Raw genomic sequence first — 21,909 nt, 5'->3', positions numbered from 1 at the left:
CCATGAGTTACTGAGAACCCCACCTCGGAGACGAATTTGGGTCTGACCCCTACGCATCCCGCGACCGCGACCCCCGGCGAAACCCTGCTGGAATTTCACGACAACCGGCTGCTGATCGACCTCTGCGGCCCGCATGACCGCTATCTCGCGCGGATCGAGGAGGCGCTGAAGGTGCATATCCTGCGACGCGGCAACCTTCTGTCCGTCGTGGGTCCGGTCGAGGCCCAGGCCGAGGCGGCGCAGGTGCTGCGCGCGCTTTACGCCCGGCTGGAGCAGGGCCGCCCGGTCGAGATGGCCGAGGTCGAGGCGGCGCTGCGCATGGGGGCCGAGACGGTGGTCGACGGCCCCAGCCCGGCCGAGCAGCTGGAGATGTTCCAGACCGGCCCGATCGAGCTGCGCACCCGCAAGAAGACCGTCGAGCCGCGCACCGATGCGCAAAAGGACTATGTCCGCGCGCTGTTCGCCAACGAGCTGGCCTTCGGCATCGGCCCGGCCGGCACCGGCAAGACCTATCTGGCGGTGGCCGTGGGCGTGACCATGCTGATCGGCGGCCATGTGGATCGCATCATCCTGTCGCGCCCCGCCGTCGAGGCGGGCGAGCGGCTGGGCTTCCTGCCAGGCGACATGAAGGAAAAGGTCGATCCCTACATGCAGCCGCTCTATGACGCTCTGAACGACTTCCTGCCGGCCAAGCAGGTGCAGAAGCTGATGGAGGAAAAGCGCATCGAGATCGCGCCCCTGGCCTTCATGCGCGGCCGCACGCTGTCGAACAGCTTCGTGGTGCTGGACGAGGCGCAGAACGCCACCACCATGCAGATGAAGATGTTCCTGACCCGGCTGGGCGAGGGCTCGCGCATGGTCGTGACCGGCGACCGCACCCAGATCGACCTGCCGCGCGGCGTGCATTCCGGCCTGGTCGAGGCCGAAAAGATCCTCAAGGACATCAAGGGCATCAGCTTCAGCTATTTCACCGCCAAGGACGTGGTGCGCCATACGCTGGTCGCCCGCATCATCGAGGCCTATGACGCCGAGGCCGAGGCGGCGCTGGCCCGCGGCGAGATCTTCGACGAGCGCGGCCAGCGCATCCCGCGGCGCGAGCCGCGGCTGGCCTCGGGGGGGCAGGGCGATGCCTGACAGCGCCGATGCGCCCGACGAGGCGCTGGAGATCGTCGACATCGTGCTGGAGGACGACCGCTGGGAGGACGCCGGCCTGCCCGCCATGGCCGAGCGCGCCGCGCGCGCGGTCGGCGAATGGCTGGATCTGGGCGCGTTCCAGATCGTCGTCATGGGCTGCGACGACGCCCGCATCGCCGCGCTGAACGCCGAGTTCCGCGGCAAGCCCAAGCCGACCAACGTGCTGAGCTGGCCCGCGGTCGAGTTCGATGCGCGCCTGCCCGGCGCCCATCCCGAACCGCCCGAGGTCGAGGAACTGGGCGACATCGCCATCGCCTACGACACCTGCCTGCGCGAGGCCGAGGCGCAGGGCAAGCCCTTCGCCGATCACGCCATGCATCTGCTGGTCCATGCCATGCTGCATCTTGCAGGCTATGACCATATCGACGACGAGGATGCCGAAACCATGGAGGATGCCGAACGCTCGATCCTGGGCAAGCTGGGCATCCCCGACCCTTACCTGGAACATGAGACATGACCAACGACCGAAGTCCCGACACGCCCGTTTCCGCCGAACCCGCCTCATGGGCGGATGGCACAGGCGGGGACGGGCGTGACCTGCCGCAATCGCGCGGCTTTCTGGGGCGCATCCTGGGCGCATTCGGCGGCGGCGAGGCCGAGCCGGCCGGCGCCGAGGCCCGCGACAGGGGCCCTGCCGCCCCGCCGGCGGGCGTTCCGGGGATGGTCAACCTGCGGCGGATGCGCGTCGACGACGTGGCCGTGCCCAAGGCCGAGATCGTCGCCGCGCCGGTCACGGCCACCCTGCCCGAACTGGTCGAGATGTTCCGCGAACACGGCTTTTCCCGCATCCCGGTGTTTCGCGGCACGCTGGACAGCCCGCTGGGGCTGATCCACCTGAAGGATCTGGCGCTGAAATACGGCTTCGGCGCCAAGGCTCCGGTCAAGTTCGCGCTGCGCCCGATGTTGCGGCCGCTGCTTTACGTGCCGCCCTCGATGCCCATCGGCGTTCTCCTGCAGCAGATGCAGCAGAAGCGCATCCACATGGCGCTGGTGATCGACGAATATGGCGGCGTGGACGGGCTCGTCACCATCGAGGATCTGATCGAACAGGTCATCGGCGAGATCGAGGACGAGCATGACGAGATCGAAGGCGGCCTGGTGATCCAGGAACAGCCCGGCCAATGGCTGATCCAGGCCCGCGCCGCGCTGGAGGATGTCGAGGCCCAGACCGGCCTGCGCCTGGCCACCGACGAGGAAGAGGATGAGATCGACACGCTGGGCGGGCTGATCTTCATGCTGACCGGCCGCGTGCCGGTGCGCGGCGAGGTGATCCCGCATGAAAGCGGCGCCGAGTTCGAGATCATCGACGCCGATCCGCGCCGGGTCAAGCGGGTGCGGCTGCGGTTGCCGCAACCCGAGCCGCCACCCCCGGCCGAAGGCTGAGCCGGCTCAGAGCCCGGCGAAGGCCGGCGCATGGACGATGCGGCTGCCTGCGGGCAGCCGCGGCCCCAGCGCCATCAGATGCGGCCCGGCATAGGGCGATTCCAGGTCGGCCGGGACAAAGCCGAAGCGGCGGTAATAGGCCGGATCGCCCAGCACCACGATGGTATGGTCGTCGAATGCCGCCAGGGCGGCGCGGACCAGCGCCGTGCCGATGCCGCGCGACTGCACGGCGGGATGCACCGCCAGCGGCGCCAGCGCCAGGGCCGGCCCCTCGGCCGCCAGCGGCGACAGAGCGATATGGCCGATCACCGTGCCCTCGGCCTCGGCCACCAGCGACAGCGCAAGGTCGCCGGCCCCGCGCAGGGCCTCGACCAACCGCGCCTCGGCCGGGTCGTCGAAGGCGCGCGCCAGCAGGTCGGACACCGCGGCGCGATCATGCGCCAGCTCGGCCCGGATGCGCGGCAGGGGATCGCTGCGGGTGAAATCGCGCCCGATGCCGTGGCTCTCGCGGCCCCAGCGGCTATGTTCCAGCCGGGCACGATGCGCTTCGAAAGCCTCGTCGCCGGCGTAAAGCTCGTTCAGTTCCCAGACCAGCGGATCCTCGGACTGCCACAGGTCGAAGCGCAGGTTGCCGGGTTCGGCCCGGCTCAGCGCGACATGCTCGGTCAGCAGGTCCATGGCCAGCATCATCTGGGCCGCATCCTTGCAGATCAGCCGGCCGGTCAGCGAGACCAGCGGTTTTTCCAGGGGGATCTCCTCGCCGCCCAGGATGGGCGGGGGGGCGTGGTTGTGGTTCTGTCCGCAGGCGCAACTCATGGCAAGATCCTCGTCGTGAACAGGCCGCAACGATGGACGACGGCGGCTTCCCGCGGCCGGAACCGTTAGCAGCGATAACCTTATCGGGCGGCATTGCGCCGCCCTTGTCAATTTGCAAAGCCGCGCCTTGCCCCGAATGCGGCCCCTGAAACGAAAAGGGCGGCGCAGTGGCCGCCCCTCGGGGTCATTCCCACTCTAATATTTTTCCCGACATAAGTAATTGATTTTCCTGCAGAAAACTTCCTTTTCGGCCCCCAGCGCCGTGACCGGGGCCGTTAAAAAGTTAGTCTCTTGATTTTGCTATTTTTTTCGGAATTCGAAGGCATGAAAAAATTCTGTGAACTATCGGCATCTATCGGCCGCTTCGCAGTGAGGCATAAACCGCAAACGTGGAATCCGACGTGCCGATAAAGTACCGTCAAAACCGGCAAAAACCAATGCTCGCACCTCGATCCTAAATCGCTGGATGGCGGGCTGGGATCAAGCGCATTGCATGGACGACAGAGGTTCGGAGGGCGAAGACAGCTTCTCGGGACGAGCTTTGCGAACAGGTTTGGTCCAAACCCATGGCCAAAGTTGCCGCAGATTATCGCGTTCGGTTACGGCGTTGAGGAAGACCTGTGATCGCCACCATATTCCAACGCCGGAACGGTGGTACGCGTTGGAAAGTGCCGCGCGTGCTCAATTGGTCGACGGCGATCTACGGTCCGCCCGAGCGCAAAGCGTGTCGTTCACCGGCGCGGATTTCGTCCGCGGAGATCGGACGTCGTATTTCTCTTTTTGACCTCGTTGATCCAGATCAATGCATGGGGCGCCCCGTCGTGGTCGGCTGACGCTATTCCGTACTGCCGGAGCGGTTCATGTGCCATGCAGGACTGAATTTCGTGGAAGCTAAGCTCGCCGCCATTGTCACGCAAAGGCGGCAGGCCATGAAAGGGGTTGTCTTATGATAGGAAAATTACGGGAACGAATTGCGATATCGGGCGTCGGCTGCTCGCGCTTCGGTGATCTGCTTGAGACGCCCGAGCTCAAGGGCACGACGATCCAGGAGTTGACGGCGCGTGCGGTCAAGGAGGCGCTTGATGACGCTGGGCTGACCGGGCAGGACGTCGATGCGGTATTCGCCGGCAATGCGATGGTGCACAGTTCGCAGGTGCCCGGCACCTATTCGCAGCTGTCGAAGTGGACGGGCACCCAGTTCAAGGCCGGCGTCCATTTCGAGGCGCAATGCTCGACCACCAATGTCGGCGCGGCGCTCGCCGCAATGGCGGTCGCGGCCGGCGTCTACGATACCGTACTGGTCTACGGGTTGGAGACCACGCGCACCAAAGTGAAAGATTTCAGTCCCTACGAGCGCGAACCGATCTCGCACCAGCAGACATGGCTGTGGACCGACATGGCGGTCAACCAAGCCTATGGCGTGCCGCAGGGCTACGACATCTTTTCGACCTATAACGGTCTGGTCGCGCTGGGCTACTGCCGCAAATACGGCATGTCGATCGAGGATTTCGATCGCAGCATGTTCGAGCTCTGCAAGACTCGGCGTTTGCACGGTTCGATGAATCCCAAGGCCAACATCCAGGAAAAGCTCGAAGATCGCGCCAAGAGGGAAGGCTTCTCCGATCCGTTCGACTATTGGCGGTCCGACGAACACAATCCCTTCGTCGCTTGGCCGTCACGGCTGCTCAGCCTGGTGACGACCGCCGACGGCGCGTCGGCCATGGTGATCACCCGCGCCGATCTGGCCAAGGGCGGCAAGTCGCCGCCGGTCGAACTCAAAGGCTTCGGCATCAGCTACAGCGACCTGCCCTGGTACGGCGAAGACCCGACATATTGGGAGTTCGACCGCCGCGCGATCGATACCGCTTTCGAGATGGCCGGCATCAAACCTGCCGATATCGACTACCTGCATACCCACGACTGCTCGCACATCTCCGGGATCTGCACCGCCGAGGCGACCGGCTACCTCGAACCCGGCAAGGGACTGAACGCAGCACGCGACGGGCGGCTGCGCTTTGACGGCGACCGGCCGATGTCGACCCACGGCGGTCGCCACGCCTTTGGCCATGCGTGGGGCGCCAGCGCTGGCACCGACACCTATGAGGCCGTCCTGCAGATGCGGGGCCAAGCCGGGCCGCGGCAAATCAAGAAGCCGCCGGAGATCTCCGTTATCCACACGCACGGCTACGCCATGATCGGTACCGTCGTCGTTCTCGGGAGCATTTGACCATGTCGACCATTGCCGAACAACCGAGCGCCATTCGCTCCTATTATGAAGGGCTCGCCAAGGGCGTCTTCCGGGCGATCACCTGCAAAGATTGCGGCGGCTACACCTTCCCGCCGACCGGATGCTGCGAACATTGCGGCAGTTGGGACGTAACGCCGGTCGAACTGAGCGGCGACGCCACGCTTCTGCTAGCATCGCACAACATTTCGCCGGCCTGCCATCCGCGGTTCGAGAAGATCGCGCCTTATGTCTACGGCCATATCCGATTGAAGGAGGGGCCGATCGTCCAGGCGATCATTCTCGGCGTCGATCCGACACCACAGGCGCTCAGAGCTCTGTTCGAGCGCGGCCCGGTTCCAGTGAAGGCGGAGACGCTGCAGATGGACGACCTCCCTGTCCTGGCATACCGGATCGTCGGCTGACAAGACCGCGCAAGAAACGAAGCGAGCGGCAGCAAGGGTATTGTGCCCCTGCTGCCGTTAGCGCTCATTCCCACTCGGATATTTTCGTCGCCATAAGAATCTTATATAATTAAGCAAAATATCGGGTCAACGTACCGTGAAATACCGCCAAAGGCCTAGTCTTTTGAATTGTTGGGTTTTCAAGAGCGGACTTGGCCGAAAAAACTCCTTGGACTATCGGTATCTATCGGCCGGTCCACCTTAGGGCGTGTTGACAAAAGGGATTCACCGGGCGCGGTGATCGTGATTCAAGCTGGTATCTGCAATGGAGACCAGCGTGGCACGAAACCTGATGTCGAACGACGAGTGGGCGTTCTTTGAACGCTTCATCCTGGCTGTCCGTTCTCCGAACGGCCGCAAGCCCACGAACCATCGGCTTGTTCTGGATGGGATTTTCTGGATCGCCCGAACGGGGTCGCCCTGGCGCGACCTGCCGGAAGAGTTCGGCAAATGGTCGTCTGTCTATCGGCAGTTCCGGCGCTGGACGTTGGCGGGGCTGTGGGAACAGATCCTGGAGGCGCTGAACGAGAGCCGGATCGTGCCGGATGCGCTGCAGATGATCGACAGCACCGTGGTTCGCGCTCATCATCAGGCAGCGGGCGCAAAAGGGGGACTCCGCGCCAAGGTTTCGGCCGCTCGCGAGGTGGCTTCACGACCAAGATCCATCTGCGGGTCAATGCGGCAGGCCTGCCCATGAGAACCGAGATCACGGCCGGGCAGACATCGGACTACCTCGGCTTCGATCTGGTCATGGCTGACAACCTGCCCGAGCCAAGCGTTCTGCTCGCAGACCGCGGCTACGACTCCGACAACATCCGCAAGACCATGGAGGTGCGCGACGTGGTGCCGGTCATCCCCATGCGCAAAACCCGGAAGCTACGGGTCGCCGTTGACCGCAGGCTCTACCGCCTGCGCAATCTCGTTGAGCGGTGCTTCAACAAGCTCAAGAATGCCCGTCGCGTCGCCACCCGCTACGACAAGACCGCCGAAAGCTTCCTGGGCTTCATCGACATCACGTCGATCCGCCTCTGGCTCCGCCATTTGTCAACATGACCTATGCCGGCCATCGGCTTTCGCCCTGGCTCGGCCACATGATGGTGTCGCGGTCGGAAACCGCCAGGCAGTTGCTCACGCCGGGCGAGATCATGCAGCTTCCGCCGTCTGACGAGATCGTCATGGTAGCCGGCACGCCGCCGATCCGGGCCAAGAAGGCGCGCTACTACGAAGATCGCCGGTTTCAGGAACGGGTGATGCCGCCGCCCACCATAGCGAAGCCGGACGTGGTCTCGTCCGATGACTGGAGCAAGCTGGCGTTGCCACCTTCGCCAGAGATCCTGGCGCCCGCGACCGGAACCAACCCAGATGAGGAGGACACAACGGATTCCGAGCGCCGCCGCCAGCCCGAGCTGAGCCGCGTGCCGCCGATCGCTAAGGTGGCGCCGATCGAGAATGAGTTCGAGATCGACCCGGCGGACGATGCCGATGACGACGCCGCGCGCCTCAGTCGCATGAACCAGAGCATGCGGCAGGTCGCGCGCCAGGCTTCGCTAGACCCCGGCGACGGCATCGAGCTTTAGGAGCGCCGCGATGACGAAATCTCCCAAGAAGCAGCGTCTCTCCGTATACCTCGAGCCCGATGTCATGAAGGCCCTCTCCGCGCACGCAGCCCGGCGTGGCCACTCGCTGTCGCTGGTCGCCGAGGCCGGCATCGCATCCTTCCTTTCGCCCGACGCGGCCGAGCGCCAGGAGGCGGCGATCACCAAGCGGCTCGACCAGCTCGACCGGCGCATGACCCGAATGGAGCGCGACGTCGGTATCTCCGTCGAGACGCTGGCCATCTTCGTGCGCTTCTGGCTGACGACGACGCCGGCATTGCCCGAGCCTGCTGCTCAGGCCGCCCGGGCCAAGGCCGGCGAGCGATATGAGGCGTTCATCGCAGCTCTGGGCCGTCGGCTCGCGAGCGGGCCGAAGCTGCGGCAGGAAATTTCAGAGGACATAGATGCTGCCGGCTATCCAGAGTGATCATGCACGCTGACAATCTCGCGAAATCAGTCAGCATCAATATGCTCTGCCTCCTTGCGCAACAGCGTCAAAGCCTCTGTATAGATATCCGCCGTTACCAGCCATGAAGGCGCCTGCTCTTCGATGCGAGCCCAAATGTGGAGATCGTCAGCAGTTCTAATGCCGCTGCGAACATTCTCGATAAAGTAGCGCTCATAGCCATCACGCTGGCGTATCCATGCGTCTGCCACCGCTTTCGCGGTAGGCTGCTCGATTTCCGGAATCGTTGCGGTAGCCAATATGATGTCCAGCTCTACTGGTGCGTCATCGGCGTCCGTGGGCCATGGAATGTCAAACTGACCATCGGCCGTTACTACCGAAAGTTCCTTTCCACCAGCGCGTCTGAATTGATTGCCCCAGTCGGCGGACAACAAATCACGAGCACCTTCATTGCCAAACAAGCAACCAACGCTTCCCCAATCGCTAGCGATCGCGCCAGATTTCGACTTTGGGGCCTCGGCTTTCCAAAGTGCACGTGCCTCGATCACCAAGTCGTCGATAACCTCGATCTCGCGCTTGCAAGGCACGACGAGAGCTACGCCTAATCTGCCATCCCGGCGAAACGTCATCGTAAACGTGTTGCCGCGTGAGGTCGATTTTCGACCATAGTATATTGGCGCGTGGACCGGTCTCATCTGGCCAATTTCAAGATGTTCATTTCGCCAGTCTGCCCGTCCTTTTGTCTCTGCATCCCACAAGAGCGAACCAACAATAAGAATCCCACACTTCATTTTATCTCCATCCCTTGCTTAGAATTTTTAGACAGTATCAATTCCAGAATTGCATGGTAGATACTCCACCTTCCCCATCCGCACCGAAACTTCGAATTGTCAGCGCCGCAACAGCGTAGCTCCGGCCATGATGCTCGGCGGCGTTCCGCCGTTTCCCTGTCTTTGTACGCCACAGTACGACGACCACATTCTCGTTGTTGTAATGCCCTGAATTCTGCCTCTTCTACTCATCCCCGATCCAGGGCCGCTTTTCGCGGGCCCGCACGAGAACGGGGACGACGTGGCGGCTACTCACCAGAAATCGGAGGCAATCCTTCGCGGCGCGCGCATGCTGCGCACGGCCTTGGGGCCGGCGATCGCCCAGTTTCTGGAAGACCCCGCGATCGTCGAGGTGATGCTCAACCCCGATGGGCGGCTCTGGATCGACCGCCTGTCTGAGGGACTCTCCGACACGGGTGAACGGCTGTCGCCTACCGACGGCGAGCGCATCGTTCGCCTCGTCGCGCACCATGTCGGCGCCGAAGTCCATCCCGGCAGCCCCCGTGTCTCCGCCGAGTTGCCGGAAACGGGCGAGCGGTTCGAGGGGCTGCTTCCGCCGGTCGTCGCCGCGCCGGCCTTCGCGATCCGCAAACCCGCCGTCGCCGTATTCACGCTCGACGACTATGTCGCCGCCGGCATCATGGCGCTCGACCAGGCTGAAGCGCTGCGGGTCGCCGTCGCCGAGCGCCGCAATATCCTGGTCGCCGGCGGAACCTCGACCGGCAAGACCACGCTCACCAACGCGCTGCTCGCCGAGGTCTCGAAGACCGCCGACCGCGTGGTGCTGATCGAAGACACGCGCGAGCTCCAATGCGCGGCGCCGAACCTCGTCGCCATGCGCACGAAGGACGGCGTCGTCTCGCTCTCCGATCTCGTCCGATCTTCTTTGCGCCTGCGCCCTGATCGTATCCCGATCGGCGAGGTGCGCGGCGCTGAAGCGCTCGATCTGCTCAAGGCCTGGGGCACCGGCCATCCTGGTGGCATCGGCACCATTCATGCCGGCACCGCCATCGGCGCGTTGCGCCGCCTCGAACAGCTCATCCAGGAAGCCGTAGTCACCGTTCCGCGCGCACTAATCGCCGAGACGATCGATCTAGTCGCAGTGCTCTCCGGACGCGGCGCTTCGCGCCGCCTCGCCGAACTCGCTCGCGTCGAAGGGCTCGGCCCCGACGGCGATTACCGCGTCCTCCCAGCCAGCCAGCACCCCACAGGAGATCCGTCATGATCCAGCATGCCATGCGTATCCGCCGTCACATCGCGACGGCCGCCTCCGTCACCTTCCTTACCCTGGCGCTCGCGCCCGCCGCCCAAGCCTCCGGTTCGTCAATGCCCTGGGAAGCGCCGCTGCAGTCCATCCTCGAATCTATCGAGGGCCCTGTCGCCAAGATCGTCGCGGTCATTATCATCATCGTGACTGGCCTTACGCTCGCCTTCGGCGACACCTCGGGCGGCTTCCGGCGCCTGATCCAGATCGTCTTCGGCCTGTCGATCGCCTTCGCCGCGTCCAGCTTCTTCCTGTCCTTCTTCTCGTTCGGCGGCGGAGCGCTGGTCTGATGGCGACGTCGGCGGTGACGGCAGGCGAAGTGCCGGGCTTTTCGGTCCCGGTCCATCGCGCGCTGACCGAGCACATCCTGCTCGGCGGCGCGCCGCGCTCGATCGCCATCCTGAACGGGACGCTGGCGGCAGCGCTTGGCCTCGGCCTGCGCCTTTGGTTGGTCGGCCTCGGCCTTTGGGCGATCGGTCACTTCGCCGCCGTCTGGGCCGCCAAGCGCGATCCGCAATTCGTCGACGTCGTGCGCAGGCATCTGCGCATCCCTGGTCATCTGTCGGTTTGAGGGGCGCGCGGCGATGATGAACCTTGTCGAATATCGCAACCGCAACACCCGGCTTGCGGACTTCCTTCCCTGGGTCGCGCTGGTCGGAGAAGGCGTCGTCCTCAACAAGGACGGAAGTCTGCAGCGCACCGCGCGGTTTCGCGGGCCCGATCTCGACAGCGCCGTGCCGGCCGAGCTGATCGCGGTCGCCGGACGGCTCAATAACGCCTTCCGACGCCTCGGCTCCGGCTGGGCGATCTTCGTCGAGGCGCAGCGGCACGACGCCGCTACCTATCCCACCAGCATGTTCGCCGACAGCGCCTCCGCGCTGGTCGACGCCGAACGCAAGGCGGATTTCGAGGAAGCCGGCGCGCATTTCGAGTCGAGCTACTTCCTGACATTCCTCTATCTGCCGCCGGCCGAGGACGCGGCGCGCGCCGAGACCTGGCTCTATGAGGGCCGCGATCACGCCGGTGTCGATGCGCATGAGATCCTGCGCGGCTTCGTAGATCGCACCGATCGCATCCTCCAGCTCATCGACGCCTTCATGCCGGAATGCGCCTGGCTCGATGACGCCGAGACGCTGACCTTCTTACACTCAACGGTCTCGACGAAACGCCACCGCGTCCGGGTGCCCGAGACGCCGATTTATCTCGATGTACTGCTGGCCGACCAGCCGCTCACCGGCGGGCTCGAGCCGCGCCTTGGCGACACGCATCTGCGCATCCTCACCATTGTCGGCTTCCCGACCGCGACCACACCCGGCATCCTCGACGAGCTGAACCGGCTCGCCTTTCCCTATCGCTGGTCAACACGGGCCGTTCTTCTCGACAAGACCGACGCCACTAAGTTGCTGACCAAGATCCGGCGGCAGTGGTTCGCCAAGCGCAAGTCGATCGCCGCCATCCTGAAGGAGGTGATGACCAACGAAGCTTCGGCGCTGGTCGACACTGACGCGGCGAACAAGGCCGCCGACGCCGACATGGCGCTGCAGGAGCTGGGCGCCGACTATGCCGGTCAAGCCTATGTGACGGCGACGATCACCGTATGGGACGAGGACCCGCGCATCGCCGCGGAGAAGCTACGCCTGGTCGAGAAGGTCATCCAGGGCCGCGACTTCACCGCCATGCCGGAGACCATCAACGCCGTCGACGCCTGGCTCGGGAGCCTGCCCGGGCACGCCTATGCCAATGTCCGGCAGCCGCCCATCAACACGCTCAATCTCGCCCACATGATCCCGCTGTCGGCGGTATGGGCGGGACCGGAACGGGACGAGCACTTCGCAGCACCCCCACTGCTGTTCGGCAAGACCGAAGGCTCCACCCCGTTCCGGCTTTCCATCCACGTCGGCGACGTCGGTCACACGCTGATCGTCGGCCCAACCGGCGCCGGCAAATCGGTTCTGCTGGCCCTGATGGCCCTGCAGTTTCGCCGGTACGAGCGATCTCAGGTGTTCGCCTTCGATTTCGGCGGCTCGATCCGGGCCGCGGCGCTCGCCATGCGCGGCGACTGGCACGACCTCGGCGGCGGGCTCACGGAAGGCGCCGACGATAGCGTGTCCCTTCAACCGCTGGCGCGCATCGACGACGTCGCGGAACGAGCCTGGGCGGCTGACTGGCTCACTGCCATTCTGGGACGCGAGAGCGTTCCGATTACGCCCGAGGTCAAGGAGCATCTCTGGTCGGCTCTCTCGTCGCTCGCCTCCGCGCCGATTGGCGAGCGCACGCTGACGGGCCTGTCGGTCTTGCTGCAATCCAACGATCTCAAGCAGGCGCTTCGACCCTATTGCGTCGGCGGACCCTATGGCCGCCTGCTCGACGCGGAGGCCGAGCATCTCGGCGAGGCCTCAGTCCAGGCTTTCGAGACCGAGGGTCTGATCGGTACGGGCGCCGCTGCCGCGGTCCTCGCCTATCTATTCCATCGCATCGAGGACCGCCTCGACGGGCGGCCGACGCTGCTGATCGTCGATGAAGGCTGGCTCGCCCTTGATGACGAGGGCTTCGCGGGTCAGCTTCGCGAATGGCTGAAGACGCTGCGCAAGAAGAACGCCAGCGTCATCTTCGCCACCCAGTCGCTGTCGGACATCGACGGCTCGGCAATCGCGCCGGCCATCATCGAGAGCTGCCAGATCCGCATCCTGCTGCCGAACGAACGCGCGATCGAGCCGCAGATCACCGCGATCTATCGCCGCTTCGGGTTGAATGACCGGCAGATCGAGATCCTCGCCCGGGCCATGCCCAAGCGCGACTACTACTGCCAGTCGCGGCGCGGCAATCGCCTGTTCGAGCTGGGCCTTTCGGATGTCGCCCTGGCGCTCTGCGCCGCGTCATCGAAACAGCACCAGGCGCTGATCGCGGAGGTGCATGCCCGTAGCGGCACCGACGGCTTTCTCGCCGAGTGGCTCGCTGAAAACCGCCTCGGCTGGGCGGCCGATCTCATCGCCGATCTCAGCAACGTCACCCCCCAAACCGATCCGGAGGCACGCCCATGACCCGTTCCGTTCATTCCCGCTCGCGCGCCATGCGCGTCGCTGCAATTGTCCTCGCCGCTCCGATGGTGCTCTCGCCGATCCTCAGCAGCCCGGCCGCCGCCCAATGGATCGTCTACGATCCAACCAATTATGCGCAGAATGTCCTGACAGCCGCCCGGACGCTTCAGCAGGTCAATCAACAGATCACCCAGCTTCAGAACGAAGCGACGATGCTGATCAACCAGGCCCGCAATCTGGCAAGCCTGCCATACTCTTCCCTCCAACAGCTTCAGCAGTCGGTTCAGCGCACCCAGCAGCTGCTGCAACAGGCGCAGCGCATCGCCTACGATGTCCAGAACATCGATCAGGCGTTCCAGACCACCTACGGCAACGCCTCGATGTCCGCCTCCGACCAGGCGCTCGTGGCGCAGGCGCGCGAGCGTTGGCAGAACACTGTCGGCGGGCTGCAGGACGCCATGCGCGTGCAGGCCGGTGTCGTCGGCAACATTGACACCAACCGCACCGAGATGTCCTCGCTAATCGGCCGAAGCCAGGGAGCGACGGGCGCGCTGCAGGCGACGCAGGCCGGCAACCAGCTCCTCGCACTTCAGGCTCAACAGCTTGCCGACCTCACGGCCGTCGTAGCGGCTAACGGCAGGTCGCAGGCGCTCTCCGAAGCCGAGCGCGCGGCGGCCGCCGAACAGGGGCGCGAGCAACGCCGCCGGTTCTTGACGCCGGGCTCCGGCTACCAGGCCGGGAACGCCCGCATGTTCCCGAACAGCGGTAACTGAGGGCGCGCCATGGACGGCAAGATGCTCGCCCGACTTGGCGCTGTGGTGTTCGTCGCCTTGGCCGTCACCGCGACGGCGATCGAGATTAGTCGGAATGAGAGGCCAGCGGAGAGCTGGGCTTCGTCACGCTCAAGCACGACGCCGTCGGATCCCTTGCGCGACGAGTTGTTCCGCTGCCAGGCCCTTGGCGAGGCCGGGCCGCGTGATCCTGCCTGCCTGCGGGCCTGGGCGGAAAACCGCAACCGCTTCCTCGCGCCGGGCGCTCGACCGGCAGAGCGGCTGCCGGAAGCGGCGCCGGCTCCCCATCCGCAAGCGGGCCCGGCCATCCCGACCCAGCCGGCGACGGTGTCGCCGCCGACCGAGACGCGGTAGCGTCATGGGCAACACCGGCGTCATCGACCACTTCCTGGAAGTCTTCACCCGCTACATCGATTCCGGGTTCGGGCTGCTCAGCGGTGAGGTCGCCTTCATCGCCACGACGCTCATCGTCATCGATGTGACACTGGCCGCGCTGTTCTGGTCCTGGGGCGGCGACGACGACATCTTCGCCCGCCTGGTGAGGAAGACGCTGTTCGTCGGGGTGTTCGCCTACATCATCGGCAACTGGAACAATCTCGCCCGCATCGTCTTCGAGAGCTTCGCGGGCTTGGGCCTTAAAGCCAGTGGCACGGGCTTCACAACGGCCGATCTGCTGCGGCCAGGCAAGGTGGCGCAAACCGGTCTCGATGCCGGGCGGCCGCTCCTGGAATCCATCTCGGGCCTGATGGGATACTGGTCGTTCTTCGAGAACTTCATCCAGATCGCCTGCATGTTCCTCGCCTGGGCGCTGGTGCTGCTCGCCTTCTTCATCCTCGCGATCCAGCTCTTCGTCACCCTAATCGAATTCAAGCTCACCACGCTCGCCGGCTTCGTCCTCATTCCGTTCGGTCTGTTCGGCAAGTCCGCGTTCATGGCCGAACGGGTGCTCGGCAACGTCATCTCGTCCTGTCAATCGGCACGCAACTTTGACCCCCTTTCGGCGCCCAATAATGACCCCGCTTGGTCAGCACGGGTAGCTGGCCCGATGCGGTGTAGCCTCCATACAGCGCAACCGGATCGGGCCAGCGGCGTCTCGGTCATTCCCGCGTCTTGAAGCGCCAGCTCTCGTTGCCGGTCTCGACGATGTCACAGTGATGGGTCAGTCGGTCGAGGAGCGCCGTTGTCATCTTCGCGTCTCCGAAGACGGTCGGCCATTCGCCGAAGTCGAGGTTCGTCGTCACGATGATCGAGGTGCGTTCGTAAAGGCGACTGATGAGGTGGAACAGGAGCTGGCCACCCGTCTGGGCGAACGGCAGATATCCCAACTCGTCGAGGATCAGGAAGTCGAGGCGGCACAGGAGATCCGCAGTGCGTCCCTGTCGGTCGGCGCGGGCTTCGGCGTCCAGCTTGTTCACCAGGTCCACGACGTTGAAGAAGCGGCCGCGCTTGCCACGGCGGATGCAGGCCCGGGCGATGCTGACGGCAAGGTGGGATTTGCCGGTCCCGGTGCCGCCGATGAGGACGACGTTACGCTGATGCTCGAGGAACTCTCCGGAGGCCAGATCGCGCACCAGCGTTTCGTTTACGGGCGTGTCTTCGAAGCTGAACTCGTCGACTTCCTTGGCCAAGGGCAGCTTGGCGATGGTCATCTGGTATTTGATCGAGCGAGCTTGTTTCTCGCTGATCTCGGCGTTCAGCAGGTCGCCCACGATTTGCTGCGGTTCGTGCTGTCGCTTCACCGCCGTGGCGATGATCTCATCGTAGGCGGCCTTCATGCCGTAGAGCTTCAACTGGCCCATCGCGTCCAGCACCTGTGATCTTTCCATGGCGGGGTCTCCTGAGGCTGTCGTAGCGTTTGCAGTCGGCCACGGGCTCGCAGGTCAGGCGCAACGCGTCCGGCGTGGCGATGGTCAACGGAGGTGGTGGCTCGCGATGTCGGGCCAGGATGTTCAGAACGACCGATGCCGCCGGGGCGCCTTCGGTCAGGGCCTCGACGCAGGCAGCCTCGACGGCTTCCAGTCCATCCGTTGGGATCATGCTCAGGATCTGGACCATCTGACGGTCACCGTTCGGCACGCGCCCCAGCTTACGCTGGACGCGTCGTATCGCCGGCGGCAGTTCCCATTCCTTGAAGGGAGCGCCGTTTCGAAGGGCGCCGGGCTTGCGGGCCAGCACCGGGATGTAGTGCAGCGGGTCATAGATGGCCTTGTCGCGCCCGAAGGCGCGGTCGTGCCGGCCGACGATCTTGCCGTCCTGCCAGACCTCGACCCGCTCGGCATAGGCGCGGATCTCGACCGGACGGCCGACGGCGCGACCATCGACCGAGTAGCGGTTCTTGTCGAACCTAACGAGGCAGGTCTTGGACACCGAGGCCGGCACGGCATGGAATCCGTCGAAAGGGCCGACGTAGGGCACCAGGCTCGCCCGCTCATCCTGGAACACGTCCCAGATTGTCCGATCACGCAATTCCTGGTGCGGATGGGCCTTGGCCCAGGCAATACAGCGATCCTGAAGCCAGGCGTTGAGTTCCGCGTAGCTCTTGAAGCGCGGCCGCGGCACGAAGAACCGCCGCCGGACAACGCCAACCTGGTTCTCTACTTGTCCCTTCTCCCAGCCGGACGCGGGGGTGCAGGCGACGGGATCGACAAGGTAGTGTCCGCACATCTGCTGGAACCGGCGATTATACGCGCGGTCGCGGCCGACGAAGATCGTGTCCACCGCCGTCTTCATGTTGTCGTAGATCCCACGCGCACAGGCGCCGCCGAAGAAGGCAAAGGCCTTGTCATGGGCATCGAACACCATTTCCTGCGTCTCTCGCGGGTAGGCCCGGACGAACAGCATCCGGCTATGACAAAGCCGGACGTGAGCCACCTTCACCGTGGTGGTCACGCCGTCGATCAGAACGACCTCGTGACTCCAGTCGAACTGGTAGGCTTCACCCGGATCGAAGCTCAGTGGCACATAGGCGGCGGCTGACGCTTCCTGCTCCGCCTGCGACCACGAAGCCGCATAGCGTCGGACCGCGTCGTAGCCGCCGTCATATCCGAGGGCCCTGAGCTCTTCGAAAATCCGGATGCGGGTCAGCCGCTCGCGCTTCGGCTTGCGCGCATTCGCCGCCAGCATCTCGTCGAGCTTGCCTTTCCAGGGACCGATCTTCGGCTGCGGTTGGACGGTTCGCTCGTAAGTCATCTCCGTTGCGCCGGACCGGATCACCTTCCGAACCGTGTTCCGCGATACCCGCAGCTCTCGGCAGATATGCTTGATCGACTTCTTGTCCTGGAAATACGCCCGGCGGATCTTCGCAATCGTCTCCACAACCAGCATCCCACACTGTGCCCCCCGATAGCCTCGGAGGCATCATGACCATCAGCGTAAGGGGGGTCATTTTTGGAAGCCGATTACCCCGTTACGGGGTCAATTTTGCACGCCGGTTCACACTCCAGCGGCAGCCCTTCCTTCTTGGCCTGTTCGACGACGGCGTAGGTGACCCGATTGAAGGTCGCGCGCGACATCGGCGCGTCCGCGTCGTACCGGGACGGTAACAGGTATCGAGAGTTGCCGGAGCAGGTCTTGAGCGCGATCATGATGTCCAACGTCTGTCGGCACAGGTAGACGTTGTGCGGCTTCGACCGCTTCATGCGCTCCTTCGGGATGGTCCAGACGGCGTTGTCGAAATCGATCTCGTCCCACACTGCATCCTGCAGTTCGCTCTTCCGGACCATGGTGAGGAGATAAAGCTTCATCCCGAGGCGGATCGTCGGCAACGTCGCGACATGCTCGAGCTGTTTGAACATGATGCGGATCTCGGCGGGCGAAAGAGCGCGGTCCTTCGGCGTAAAGGTGGCGATCGAGGCCGGACCGACGTCATCGGCCGGGTTGGCGACCTTCTCGCCGTGCAGAATGGCATACCCGTAGATCTGCTTCAGGATATCCCTCACATGGATGGCGGTGGCAGGGGCACCCCGTTCGACGATCTTGCCGCAGTGAGCGCGAAGGTCATCAGGTGTGATCTCTGTCAGGAGACGATTCCGCCAGACGGGCATGAGTTCGCGCTCGAAGATGGAGCGACGCATCGCGCGCGTGCTGTCGGCCATGGTCGCGTTGGTCAGCCATTTTTCGCCGAATTCGCCGAAGCTCTTTGCTTCTTTGATCCGGCGCTTCTCCCGCTGCTTCTCGATGGCGGGCGACCGCCCTTCGGCGATCGCCCGCCGCGCATCGATACATAGCTCGCGAGCCCTGGCGAGCGATATCCCGTCACGAGCATATCTGCCGAGATAGACGGTCTCCCGCCTGCCGTTCAGCCGATAGTCGAGCCTGAACGAGATGGCACCCGACGGCGCGACGCGCACATACATGCCGTCACGATCGGATACCTTGTACATTTTTGCTTTTGGTTTCAGACACTTAAGTGCTGCATCGGTCAACATTTCGGGCCTCCTCGCGGAAAAGTACCGTCACGCGGTTTTTAGAGGCTGGTGGCGTTGAAAACGCTTTTAGTTCAGCGCCTTAGATCAAAAAAAGTACCGTCAAGAGCCTCATTGCCCCTGACGGTACTTTCGTTTTTCCGGTTGATCAATGGGGGCGAGGCCCGTCAGCGAGGCCGCCGAACGCGATCTATGCCCACCGATAGTTGTCGATAGGCATAGGACGAATTTATTTTTGTTTTCAGTTCGTTAGGTCGTATCGCAGCGTAAATTCGGCGGCGTTTGGATGGGCCTGAATCATTCCCACTCGATCGTGCCCGGTGGCTTCGAGGTGATGTCATAGGTGCAGCGGTTGATGCCCTTGACCTCGTTGATGATCCGCGTCGCGGTCTCGCCCAGGAACTGGTGGCTGAAGGGATAGTAATCCGCCGTCATGCCATCGACCGAGGTCACCGCGCGCAAGGCGCAGGCATAGTCGTAGGTGCGCCCGTCGCCCATGACGCCGACGGTGCGGACGGGAAGGATGGCGACGAAGGCCTGCCAGATCTCGTCGTAAAGCCCGTGCTTGCGGATCTGGTCGATGAAGACAGCATCCGCCTTGCGCAGGATCTCCAGCTTGTCGCGGGTGATCTCGCCCGGACAGCGGATGGCAAGGCCGGGACCGGGAAAGGGATGGCGGCCGATGAACTTCTCGGGCAGGCCGAGTTCGCGGCCAAGTGCGCGGACCTCGTCCTTGAAGAGTTCGCGCAGCGGCTCGACCAGCTTCAGCCCCATCTTCTCGGGCAAGCCGCCGACGTTGTGGTGGCTCTTGATCGTGACCGAGGGCCCGCCCGAGAAGCTGACCGATTCGATCACGTCGGGGTAAAGCGTGCCCTGGGCCAGGAATTCCGCGCCCTCGATCCCGCTCGCGTATTTCTGGAACACGTCGATGAACAGCTTGCCGATGGTCTTGCGCTTGACCTCGGGGTCGCTGACGCCTTCCAGCGCCGACAGGAACAGCTCGCTCTCGTCGGCATGGATCAGCGGGATGTTGTAGTTGTCGCGGAACATGGTCACGACTTCCTCGGCCTCGTTCAGCCGCAAAAGCCCGTGATCGACGAAGACGCAGGTCAGCTGGTTGCCAATCGCCTCGTGGATCAGCACCGCGGCGACCGAACTGTCGACGCCGCCCGAAAGCCCGCAGATCACCCGCTTGTCCCCGACCTGCTCGCGGATCTTGCGGATCGCCTCCTGGCGATAGGAGGCCATGGTCCAGTCGCCGGTGAAGCCGGCCATGCGGACGAAGTTCTCCAGCATGATCCGGCCGTTCGGGGTGTGATGCACCTCGGGGTGGAACTGCACGGCGAAGAAGCGGCGCGCCTCGTCCGCGATCATGGCGAAGGGGGCATTGGGCGAGGTGCCGATGACCTCGAAGCCGGGCGCGAGCTGCGTCACCCGGTCGCCATGGCTCATCCAGACCTCCTCGCGGCCGGTCTCGAACAGGCCCGAGAAGATGCCGTCGCCCTTGTGGCCCTCGGCGGGTGCGATGAAGGCGCGGCCATATTCGGCGTGATGGCCCGATTCGACGCGGCCGCCCAGCTGCTCCATCATCACCTGCTGGCCATAGCAGATGCCGAAGACCGGCACTCCCAGGTCGAAAAGCCCCTGCGGTGCGCGCGGCGAATCCGCCTGCGTGACCGAGGCCGGCCCGCCCGACAGGATCACGGCCTGCGGGGCAAAGGCTTTCAGGAAGGCGTCGTCCACCGCGTTGAACGGGTGGATTTCGCAATAGACGTTCAGCTCGCGCAGGCGGCGCGCAATCAGCTGCGTGACCTGTGAGCCGAAATCGATGATGAGAAGGCGCTGATGCTGGGTCATGGCAAGGCTTTAGGCTGCGGCATGGCGCTTCGCAAGGGGGCTGACGCATCGCCGGCTGCACCGCCGCATGGGTATTTGAACAACAGAGAAGGCGACGGACCCCGATCGAGCCGCGCTGCCGGCAGAGGCGCGACGGCTGGCCTTCTCTGTTGTTCAAATACCCATGCAACACCGCGGCAGGGGCTGTCAGCGCCAGAGAATCCCCAGGGCTTCGGCCGGGTCCGGTTCGGACCAGATCTCTGCCCCCAGCGCGATGAAATCGGCGACGGGGGCCAGCTGGCCGATCAGCGCGGGGGTCAGGGCGCCCTCGGCGACCACAGGGATCTCGATCATCTCGGACCACCATTGGAACAGGTCCAGCGGCGCGGTCTCGCCATGGCCGAGCGCGGTGGCGCCGCAGGGGCCGAAGCTGACGTAATCCGCCCCCGCCTCGGCCGCGTTCATGCCGTCGTGGCGCGAGGCGCCGCAGAAGGTGCCGACGATGGCGTCCTGGCCCAGTTCCTTGCGGGCATGGCGCACGCCGCGCGCGCCGTTGGTCAGATGCACGCCGTCCAGCCCGTGGCGCTGCGCCAGCTGGACATGGTCCTCGATCACCACCGCCACGTCGCGGGCATGGGCGATCTCGCGCGCCAGATCGGCGATGCGGCCCAGCTCCTCCTCGGTGCCGGCGCCGGGGATGCGCAGGCAGGCAATGGGAAAGCGGTCCATGACCTCGGCCAGCATCGGGCCCAGCGTCGAGGCGGCCGCGCCGACCGGGGCGATCAGGTAGAGTTGCGGCGAATTGGGCTGGTCTGTCATGGCGCTGTCATCCCCTGGAGTTCCGCCAGCAGATAGCGCAGCGCCGCGCGCCTTGCCAGTGGGTCTGCGGAAGGATATGGCCGCGGCCATGGAACCGGCGATCATCCTTGTCCGCCCGCAGATGGGCGAAAACATCGGCGCGGCCGCGCGCGCCATGCTGAATTTCGGCCTGAGCGACATGCGCCTGGTGGCGCCGCGCGACGGCTGGCCGAACCCGCGCGCCGTGGCCATGGCCTCGGGCGCGGCCGGCCGGGTGCTGGACCGGGCGCGGGTTTTCGCGACCCTGGCCGAGGCGATGGCCGATGTCGATCACGCCTATGCCACCACCGCCCGCGGGCGCGAGTTGACCAAGCCGGTGCTGACCCCGGCCACGGCCATGGCGGATGCCCGCGGGCGGGTCGCGCAGGGCGGCCGGGTCGCGGTGATCTTCGGCCCTGAGCGCGCGGGCCTGGAGAACGAGGACGTGGCGCGCGCCAATGCCATCATCACCGTGCCGGTCAATCCCGACTTCCCCTCGCTGAACCTGGCGCAGGCCGTGCTGCTGGCCGGGTATGAATGGGCGCAGCACAGCCTGCCGCCCGAGCCCGCCCCGCATGGCCGCCGCCCCGACGGCGAAGCCCAGGCGACGCGGCTGGAGATCGAGCGGCTGGCCGATCACTGGGAAGAGCGGCTGGACGAGGCCGGCTTCTTTTTCCCGCCCGAGAAGGCGCCGGCGATGAAGCTGACATTGCGCAACCTCTGGTCGCGGCTGCCCCTGACCCGCGCCGACACGCGCATCTTCCACGGCATGCTGCGGCAGTTGATCCGCCGCGGCTGATTGATTTC

General features: G+C 64.7%; 20 protein-coding genes and 3 pseudogenes. 16 read left to right on the top strand and 7 right to left on the bottom strand.

Features of this window, described 5'->3' with window-relative positions:
• The first annotated feature begins 36 nt into the window (after positions 1-36).
• From E3U26_RS23830 to E3U26_RS23820, 3 genes are read left to right on the top strand one after another with little or no spacing between them, the layout of a single operon-like run.
• Positions 37-1,134: a PhoH family protein gene (locus tag E3U26_RS23830; protein WP_036756350.1), complete on the top strand. Its 1,098-nt coding sequence runs from the start codon at positions 37-39 to the stop codon at positions 1,132-1,134.
• Positions 1,127-1,651 (top strand): rRNA maturation RNase YbeY, encoded by a 525-nt coding sequence (gene ybeY, locus E3U26_RS23825; RefSeq protein WP_072462988.1) that lies wholly within the window; start codon positions 1,127-1,129, stop codon positions 1,649-1,651. Before E3U26_RS23830 ends, ybeY begins: the two co-directional genes overlap by 8 nt.
• On the top strand, positions 1,648-2,577 hold the full coding sequence (locus E3U26_RS23820; RefSeq protein WP_499106910.1) for a CNNM metal transporter family protein: 930 nt from the start codon (positions 1,648-1,650) through the stop codon (positions 2,575-2,577). The genes ybeY and E3U26_RS23820 overlap by 4 nt, the downstream gene beginning before the upstream one ends.
• 6 nt (positions 2,578-2,583) lie before the next feature.
• On the opposite strand, the gene E3U26_RS23815 is transcribed toward E3U26_RS23820, so the two are convergent.
• Positions 2,584-3,393: a GNAT family N-acetyltransferase gene (locus E3U26_RS23815; RefSeq protein ID WP_499106909.1), complete on the bottom strand. Its 810-nt coding sequence runs from the start codon at positions 3,391-3,393 to the stop codon at positions 2,584-2,586.
• Between the two features lie 946 nt (positions 3,394-4,339).
• On the opposite strand from E3U26_RS23815, the gene E3U26_RS23810 reads away from it, so the two are divergent.
• From E3U26_RS23810 to E3U26_RS23790, 5 genes and pseudogenes are all read left to right on the top strand, one after another.
• Positions 4,340-5,620, top strand: a complete 1,281-nt coding sequence (locus E3U26_RS23810; protein WP_499106908.1) for a thiolase family protein — start codon at positions 4,340-4,342, stop codon at positions 5,618-5,620.
• A 2-nt stretch (positions 5,621-5,622) separates the two neighbouring features.
• The gene (locus E3U26_RS23805; protein ID WP_499106907.1) at positions 5,623-6,042 is read left to right on the top strand and encodes a Zn-ribbon domain-containing OB-fold protein; all 420 of its coding nucleotides are present in this window, start codon (positions 5,623-5,625) and stop codon (positions 6,040-6,042) included.
• 304 nt (positions 6,043-6,346) lie between these two features.
• A protein-coding gene (locus tag E3U26_RS23800; RefSeq protein WP_088238952.1) for an IS5-like element ISPme2 family transposase occupies positions 6,347-7,134 on the top strand; the annotation gives its coding sequence in 2 pieces (ribosomal slippage) (positions 6,347-6,683 and positions 6,683-7,134; 789 coding nt in all).
• A gap of 2 nt (positions 7,135-7,136) precedes the next feature.
• Positions 7,137-7,658, top strand: a pseudogene (locus E3U26_RS23795) (type IV secretory system conjugative DNA transfer family protein); the annotation flags it as partial.
• Positions 7,659-7,668: 10 nt separating this feature from the next.
• The gene (locus E3U26_RS23790) at positions 7,669-8,103 is read left to right on the top strand and encodes a CopG family transcriptional regulator (RefSeq protein ID WP_499106905.1); all 435 of its coding nucleotides are present in this window, start codon (positions 7,669-7,671) and stop codon (positions 8,101-8,103) included.
• Between the two features lie 26 nt (positions 8,104-8,129).
• Here E3U26_RS23790 and E3U26_RS23785 read toward each other — a convergent pair whose 3' ends face one another.
• Positions 8,130-8,873: a hypothetical protein gene (locus E3U26_RS23785; protein ID WP_499106904.1), complete on the bottom strand. Its 744-nt coding sequence runs from the start codon at positions 8,871-8,873 to the stop codon at positions 8,130-8,132.
• A gap of 328 nt (positions 8,874-9,201) precedes the next feature.
• Here E3U26_RS23785 and trbB point away from each other — a divergent pair, with 328 nt between their 5' ends.
• The 7 genes and pseudogenes from trbB to trbL all read left to right on the top strand — a co-directional run.
• A complete protein-coding gene (gene trbB / locus E3U26_RS23780) occupies positions 9,202-10,137 on the top strand; it encodes a P-type conjugative transfer ATPase TrbB (protein WP_499106902.1) in 936 nt (311 codons plus the stop codon).
• Positions 10,134-10,466 carry a TrbC/VirB2 family type IV secretion system protein gene (locus E3U26_RS23775; protein ID WP_499106901.1) on the top strand — a complete coding sequence of 111 codons (333 nt, stop codon included), beginning with the start codon at positions 10,134-10,136 and terminating at the stop codon, positions 10,464-10,466. Before trbB ends, E3U26_RS23775 begins: the two co-directional genes overlap by 4 nt.
• Positions 10,466-10,747 carry a VirB3 family type IV secretion system protein gene (locus E3U26_RS23770; protein ID WP_499106899.1) on the top strand — a complete coding sequence of 94 codons (282 nt, stop codon included), beginning with the start codon at positions 10,466-10,468 and terminating at the stop codon, positions 10,745-10,747. Before E3U26_RS23775 ends, E3U26_RS23770 begins: the two co-directional genes overlap by 1 nt.
• 13 nt (positions 10,748-10,760) lie before the next feature.
• Positions 10,761-13,217, top strand: a complete 2,457-nt coding sequence (gene trbE / locus E3U26_RS23765) for a conjugal transfer protein TrbE (protein ID WP_499106898.1) — start codon at positions 10,761-10,763, stop codon at positions 13,215-13,217.
• Positions 13,214-13,987, top strand: coding sequence for a TrbJ/VirB5 family protein (gene trbJ, locus E3U26_RS23760; RefSeq protein WP_499106897.1), 774 nt, complete (start codon positions 13,214-13,216; stop codon positions 13,985-13,987). Before trbE ends, trbJ begins: the two co-directional genes overlap by 4 nt.
• 9 nt (positions 13,988-13,996) lie before the next feature.
• A complete protein-coding gene (gene trbK-alt / locus E3U26_RS23755; RefSeq protein WP_499106896.1) occupies positions 13,997-14,359 on the top strand; it encodes a putative entry exclusion protein TrbK-alt in 363 nt (120 codons plus the stop codon).
• 4 nt (positions 14,360-14,363) lie between these two features.
• A pseudogene (gene trbL, locus E3U26_RS23750) lies at positions 14,364-14,972 on the top strand (P-type conjugative transfer protein TrbL); the annotation flags it as partial.
• 130 nt (positions 14,973-15,102) lie between these two features.
• Here trbL and istB read toward each other — a convergent pair.
• From istB to E3U26_RS23725, 5 genes and pseudogenes are all read right to left on the bottom strand, one after another.
• A complete protein-coding gene (istB, locus tag E3U26_RS23745) occupies positions 15,103-15,831 on the bottom strand; it encodes an IS21-like element ISPkr1 family helper ATPase IstB (protein ID WP_024843951.1) in 729 nt (242 codons plus the stop codon).
• Positions 15,761-17,329 (bottom strand): IS21 family transposase, encoded by a 1,569-nt coding sequence (istA, locus tag E3U26_RS23740; RefSeq protein WP_028717560.1) that lies wholly within the window; start codon positions 17,327-17,329, stop codon positions 15,761-15,763. Before istA ends, istB begins: the two co-directional genes overlap by 71 nt.
• 113 nt (positions 17,330-17,442) lie before the next feature.
• Positions 17,443-18,432, bottom strand: a pseudogene (locus E3U26_RS23735) (tyrosine-type recombinase/integrase); the annotation flags it as partial.
• Positions 18,433-18,726: 294 nt separating this feature from the next.
• Positions 18,727-20,286, bottom strand: coding sequence for a glutamine-hydrolyzing GMP synthase (gene guaA / locus E3U26_RS23730; protein WP_499106895.1), 1,560 nt, complete (start codon positions 20,284-20,286; stop codon positions 18,727-18,729).
• 186 nt (positions 20,287-20,472) lie between these two features.
• The gene (locus E3U26_RS23725) at positions 20,473-21,084 is read right to left on the bottom strand and encodes a thiamine phosphate synthase (protein ID WP_114538036.1); all 612 of its coding nucleotides are present in this window, start codon (positions 21,082-21,084) and stop codon (positions 20,473-20,475) included.
• A gap of 76 nt (positions 21,085-21,160) precedes the next feature.
• Here E3U26_RS23725 and E3U26_RS23720 point away from each other — a divergent pair, with 76 nt between their 5' ends.
• Positions 21,161-21,901 (top strand): RNA methyltransferase, encoded by a 741-nt coding sequence (locus E3U26_RS23720; protein WP_499106894.1) that lies wholly within the window; start codon positions 21,161-21,163, stop codon positions 21,899-21,901.
• The last annotated feature ends 8 nt before the right edge of the window (positions 21,902-21,909 follow it).

Source organism: Paracoccus ferrooxidans (assembly GCF_029909815.1).
Classification (GTDB): Bacteria; Pseudomonadota; Alphaproteobacteria; order Rhodobacterales; family Rhodobacteraceae; genus Paracoccus; species Paracoccus versutus.
This window is presented reverse-complemented; position numbering and strand designations above follow the sequence as displayed.

Coding starts and splice junctions, on each gene's coding strand:
- ybeY (WP_072462988.1), top strand. CDS start 1,127: ATGCCTGACAGCGCCGATGCGCCCGACGAGGCGCTGGAGATCGTCGAC.
- E3U26_RS23820 (WP_499106910.1), top strand. CDS start 1,648: ATGACCAACGACCGAAGTCCCGACACGCCCGTTTCCGCCGAACCCGCC.
- E3U26_RS23815 (WP_499106909.1), bottom strand. CDS start 3,393: ATGAGTTGCGCCTGCGGACAGAACCACAACCACGCCCCCCCGCCCATC.
- E3U26_RS23810 (WP_499106908.1), top strand. CDS start 4,340: ATGATAGGAAAATTACGGGAACGAATTGCGATATCGGGCGTCGGCTGC.
- E3U26_RS23805 (WP_499106907.1), top strand. CDS start 5,623: ATGTCGACCATTGCCGAACAACCGAGCGCCATTCGCTCCTATTATGAA.
- E3U26_RS23790 (WP_499106905.1), top strand. CDS start 7,669: ATGACGAAATCTCCCAAGAAGCAGCGTCTCTCCGTATACCTCGAGCCC.
- E3U26_RS23785 (WP_499106904.1), bottom strand. CDS start 8,873: ATGAAGTGTGGGATTCTTATTGTTGGTTCGCTCTTGTGGGATGCAGAG.
- trbB (WP_499106902.1), top strand. CDS start 9,202: ATGCTGCGCACGGCCTTGGGGCCGGCGATCGCCCAGTTTCTGGAAGAC.
- E3U26_RS23775 (WP_499106901.1), top strand. CDS start 10,134: ATGATCCAGCATGCCATGCGTATCCGCCGTCACATCGCGACGGCCGCC.
- E3U26_RS23770 (WP_499106899.1), top strand. CDS start 10,466: ATGGCGACGTCGGCGGTGACGGCAGGCGAAGTGCCGGGCTTTTCGGTC.
- trbE (WP_499106898.1), top strand. CDS start 10,761: ATGATGAACCTTGTCGAATATCGCAACCGCAACACCCGGCTTGCGGAC.
- trbJ (WP_499106897.1), top strand. CDS start 13,214: ATGACCCGTTCCGTTCATTCCCGCTCGCGCGCCATGCGCGTCGCTGCA.
- trbK-alt (WP_499106896.1), top strand. CDS start 13,997: ATGGACGGCAAGATGCTCGCCCGACTTGGCGCTGTGGTGTTCGTCGCC.
- istB (WP_024843951.1), bottom strand. CDS start 15,831: ATGGAAAGATCACAGGTGCTGGACGCGATGGGCCAGTTGAAGCTCTAC.
- istA (WP_028717560.1), bottom strand. CDS start 17,329: ATGCTGGTTGTGGAGACGATTGCGAAGATCCGCCGGGCGTATTTCCAG.
- guaA (WP_499106895.1), bottom strand. CDS start 20,286: ATGACCCAGCATCAGCGCCTTCTCATCATCGATTTCGGCTCACAGGTC.
- E3U26_RS23725 (WP_114538036.1), bottom strand. CDS start 21,084: ATGACAGACCAGCCCAATTCGCCGCAACTCTACCTGATCGCCCCGGTC.
- E3U26_RS23720 (WP_499106894.1), top strand. CDS start 21,161: ATGGCCGCGGCCATGGAACCGGCGATCATCCTTGTCCGCCCGCAGATG.